A 4,075-nucleotide genomic window follows, 5' to 3' on the forward strand; every position below is an offset into this window, starting at 1 on the left:
GACCCTCTTCGCCGCCCACGGCTTCGACGCCACCTCGACGACCGCGATCGCCGCCGCCGCGGACGTGCCCAAGGGACTGATCTTCTACTACTTCCCGACCAAGGAGTCGATCCTCGAGACGCTCGTCGCCGAGCGGCTGCCGGCCGAACCGATCCAGGACGTCACCGGCCTCGTCTCCCCCGGCGACCCGGCGGCCAGCCTCGTCAACCTCGACGCCGCCCTCGACCTGCGCACCCACCACTCCTCGCTGCTCCGGGTGATCTGGCGTGAGGCGGAGACGCATCCGGGCCTGCGCACCCCGCTGCGCCGGCTGCGGACGTCCCTGCAGGAGGCCACCATGCGGGTGCTGCAGGCCAGCGTGCCCGGCCCGATACAGCCGGGCACCCTGCGCACCTGCGCGACGACGTGGGTGTCGGCGATGTTCTCCGCCGCCACGGTCGACCGGCTGTTCGGCCTCGACGGGCCTTCCCCCGACGAACTCGGCGGCATCGCGCGGCTCGTCGCCGCGGGCATGACCGGGATGGGCTGAGCAGGGCGGCGGATCAGCGCGTCTCGGCCCGGGGAGCCTCGTCGCCGGGCAGACCGGCGGTCGGGTCGCCGATGCCGTCGACGAGCTGCCGGCCCGCCGGGAAGCTGAGGGCGCCGGGGGGCAGCTCACCCGGCCTCCCGCTGAGGAACACCTCGACCCGCCCGCTGCCCGCCCACGGCCGACCGAGGGCGTCGATGCGGCGCAGGGTCTGGGCCGCCACCGCCTCGGCGCTGTCGAACAGGCGCACACCCGGCGGCAGGTGCGCGGCGATGGTGTCGGCCACCAGCGGGTAGTGGGTACAGCCGAGGACGACGCCACCCACGTCGGGCGGGGTCCGCTGCGCTGCGGCCGCGATCGCCGCGGCCGCAGCGGTCGTGTCGCCGCGGTCGATGGCATCGGCGAGCCCGTGGCAGGCCACCCCCACCACGTCGCGGTCCCCGGCGAACCGGGCGACCAGATCGGCCTGGTAGCGGCTGGCGGGGGTCGCGGCGGTGGCCCAGATCGCCACCGATTCGCACGCCGCGGCGGCCGGCTTGATCGCCGGCACCGTTCCGATCACCGGGATCTCGTCACCGAGCGTCTCGCGCACGTGCTCGAGCGCGGTCACGGACGCCGTGTTGCACGGCAGCACGACCACCTCGGCGCCCCGGGTCACGGCCCGCTCCGCGGTGCTCACGACCCGCTCGATCACCCAGTCCCCGGGCTTCGGTCCCCACGGGGCGCCGTCCGGGTCCATCGAGAGCATCAGATCCAGTTCGGGACGCAATCGGCGCAGCCATGCAGACGTCGGCAGGAGGCCGAGACCCGAGTCGATGAGCGCAACGATCACCACACGAATCTAGCGCTCGCCGTCCCGGCGGCTAGGACGTGGGCGCGAGGATCTCCGTGATCGGCGCGCCCTCGGCGATCTTGCCTCGCATTTTCATCACCGGCCCGGCCAGTCCCGCGCCGACAACACCGGTGAGACGACCGTCGCGCTCGTAGTAGGCGAGGAACTTGCGGCCGTCGTCACGCACCACGTGCACGGTGTCGTCGGCGCGGACCGCACCGAGGGCCTGGATCTTCACGTCGTACTGGTCGCTCCAGAAGTACGGCACCCGCGCGGCGTCGGCGACGGTGGACCCGAGCAGCGCGCCGGCGAGCACCTTCGCCTGCTCCCCCGCGTTCGTCCAGTGCTCGAGACGCGCGCACCGACCGTCCGAGACCTCCCAGGCCGCGACGTCCCCGACCGCCCACACGTGCGGGGCCGAGGTGCGGCCCACGCCGTCGCACACCACACCGTTGTCCACCCGCACCCCCGAACCGTCGAGCCAGTCGGTGACCGGCACCGAGCCGATCCCCACCACCACCAGGTCCACGTCGAGGTCGGTGCCGTCGCTCAGGACCGCGCCGGTGACCCGCCCGTCGCCGCGCAGGGCGCGCACCCCCACGCCGGCCCGCACGTCGACACCTTCGTCGGTGTGCAACCGGGCCACCAGCGCGCCGACCCGCTCGCCGAGCACCGACGCCAGCGGCGTCGGCTGCGGCTCGACCAGCACCACGTCCATGCCCCGCGCCCGCAGGCTCGCCGCGACCTCGCAGCCGATGAACCCGGCGCCGACGATCAGCGCCCGCCCGCCCGGGACGACCGCCGCGCGCAGGGCCCGGCTGTCGTCCACGGAGCGCAGCACGTGCACCCCGGCGAGCCCGGCCGTGCCGGGCAACCGCCTAGGTCGCAACCCGGTCGCGACGATCAACTCGTCGAACCCGACGCTCTGCCCGTCGGACAGCGCGACGGTGCGGGCCGCCGCGTCCAGCGCCTGCACCCGCACACCCAGGCGCAACTCGATGCGCTGGTCGTCGAAGAACTCCCGCGGCCGCAGGGTGGTGTCGTCGGTCCCGCCACGGACGACGTCCTTCGACAGCGGGGGCCGGTCGTAGGGCAGATGCGGCTCGTCGCCGATCAGGACGAGCTCGCCGTCGAATCCACCGTGGCGCAGTTCCTCTGCGGCACGCACCCCCGCCAGCCCCGCCCCGACCACGACGATCCGCTGTGTTCCCGTCTCACCCACCCGCTCCACCCTCTCCGCCAGCAGTGACCCACGCCACCGTAATCCGTGCAACTGTTTTACCAAATACAGGGACCTCCGGACAGGGCGCCGTTCATGCGAGCCACGTGCCCCGCACCCGGGGCGGCCTGGAGTTACTACAGTCGGAGGGGACAGACCTTCATCCGGCAGGCCGACGAGGAGCCCCCATGACCAGCGACAGCGGCGCAGGCGTCAGCCGCGTGCAGTTCGGCAACGGAATCGCGCCGGGACCGGTCGACACCCAGGGGCGCACCATCATCGCCGACGCGGTCGTGGCGAAGATCGCCGGAATCGCGACCCGCGAGATCAGCGGCGTCTACGACGTCGGCGCGGGCACCGCACGCGTGGTCGGGGCCCTGCGGGACCGCATTCCCGGCGCGCGGATCAACCACGGGCAGGGCGTCGCGGTGGAAGTCGGGGAGAAACAGGCCGCGATCGACATCGGCATCGTCGCCGAATACGGCGTGGCCCTGCACGAACTCGCCGTCGCGATCCGCCACAACGTGATCGCGGCCGTCGAACGGATGACCGGCCTCGAGGTCACCGAGGTCAACATCACCGTCTTCGACGTCGTGCTGTTCGACGAGACCACCGGTGTCGCCGACGACCTGAAACCCCGCGTCCAATGACCACCCCCGCCGAGCCCGCAGAACTCGCCGCGGCCGCCGCCCGGACCGTGCCCGGCGTCGCCGACCTCCACGGCGGAGCGTTCGGCGAGGTCGCGACCTATCTGCCGGGCCGGCGCGTCACCGGGATCCGCCTCGGCTCCGACACGTGCGCGGTGCACATCGTCGTCGAGTACCCGGCCGACCTGTACGCCGTGGCGGCCGCCGTCCGCGCCCGGCTCGAGCCGCTGCTGGGCGTCCCCGTGGACGTGACCATCGAAGACATACGGATCCCGTCACCCGACGGCGAGCACCCGACCAGTGAGGTGACCCAGTGAACCACACCCCTGTCAGCAACACCGCCGTCGGACTCCTCGCGGGACTGCTGCTGGCCCTCGCGGGCATCCTCGGGGGCTTCAGCGGCCTGCTGTTCGGCATCCTGCTCGGCGCCCTCGGCATGGCGATCGGCGCCCACCGGGACGGGCTTCTCGACCTGGGCGCTCTGCTGCGGAGCCGGGGCCGTGGCTGACCCCACGCCCACCGGCCCGAGGACCCTGCCGGCCCAGGCCGGCGCCGACGCGGTCGCCACCGAGACGGTCGACCCCGTCGGGCACCGCGGCCAACTGGTCATCAAGGACCGCGCCGTCGAACGGATCGCCGCGGCCGCCGCCCTCCAGGTGCCCGGTGTGGTTCGTCAACGCGGTGGCCTGAGCCTGTTCACCGGGCGGGACCTGCCCCGCGCCGACGTCACCACCGGCGGCGGCGCCGTCGCGATCAACCTGTACATCGCCGCGGAATGGCCCTACGACGCCGCCGCCCTGACCCGGCGTGTGCACGACGCGGTGGACCGGCAGCTCCACGAGCTGACCGGC

Annotated in this window: 7 protein-coding genes; 5 read left to right on the top strand and 2 right to left on the bottom strand. The window is 73.4% G+C overall.

Features of this window, described 5'->3' with window-relative positions; translation table 11 throughout:
- Positions 1–529, top strand: a 529-nt coding sequence (locus CQZ88_RS27690) for a TetR/AcrR family transcriptional regulator (protein ID WP_180987094.1), incomplete at its 5' end; no start/stop codon positions are given.
- A gap of 13 nt (positions 530–542) precedes the next feature.
- Here CQZ88_RS27690 and CQZ88_RS27695 read toward each other — a convergent pair.
- Complete coding sequence (locus CQZ88_RS27695; protein ID WP_102800597.1) at positions 543–1,358, bottom strand: glutamate racemase; 816 nt, start codon at positions 1,356–1,358, stop codon at positions 543–545.
- Positions 1,359–1,389: 31 nt separating this feature from the next.
- Positions 1,390–2,580 (bottom strand): NAD(P)/FAD-dependent oxidoreductase, encoded by a 1,191-nt coding sequence (locus CQZ88_RS27700; protein ID WP_102800598.1) that lies wholly within the window; start codon positions 2,578–2,580, stop codon positions 1,390–1,392.
- Positions 2,581–2,765: 185 nt separating this feature from the next.
- Between CQZ88_RS27700 and CQZ88_RS27705 the strand changes: the two genes are divergently transcribed.
- From CQZ88_RS27705 to CQZ88_RS32040, 4 genes are all read left to right on the top strand, one after another.
- A complete protein-coding gene (locus tag CQZ88_RS27705; RefSeq protein WP_006936221.1) occupies positions 2,766–3,227 on the top strand; it encodes an Asp23/Gls24 family envelope stress response protein in 462 nt (153 codons plus the stop codon).
- Entirely contained in the window at positions 3,224–3,541 is a 318-nt protein-coding gene (locus tag CQZ88_RS27710; protein WP_029545019.1) for a hypothetical protein, read from the top strand. The genes CQZ88_RS27705 and CQZ88_RS27710 overlap by 4 nt, the downstream gene beginning before the upstream one ends.
- The gene (locus CQZ88_RS27715) at positions 3,538–3,732 is read left to right on the top strand and encodes a hypothetical protein (protein ID WP_003937668.1); all 195 of its coding nucleotides are present in this window, start codon (positions 3,538–3,540) and stop codon (positions 3,730–3,732) included. Before CQZ88_RS27710 ends, CQZ88_RS27715 begins: the two co-directional genes overlap by 4 nt.
- A partial coding sequence (locus CQZ88_RS32040) for an Asp23/Gls24 family envelope stress response protein (protein ID WP_258008836.1) occupies positions 3,725–4,075 on the top strand: 351 nt, incomplete at its 3' end. The genes CQZ88_RS27715 and CQZ88_RS32040, both read left to right, overlap by 8 nt.

The sequence above is a fragment of the Rhodococcus sp. ENV425 genome, from assembly GCF_002887785.1.
Taxonomy (GTDB): domain Bacteria; phylum Actinomycetota; class Actinomycetes; order Mycobacteriales; family Mycobacteriaceae; genus Rhodococcus; species Rhodococcus aetherivorans.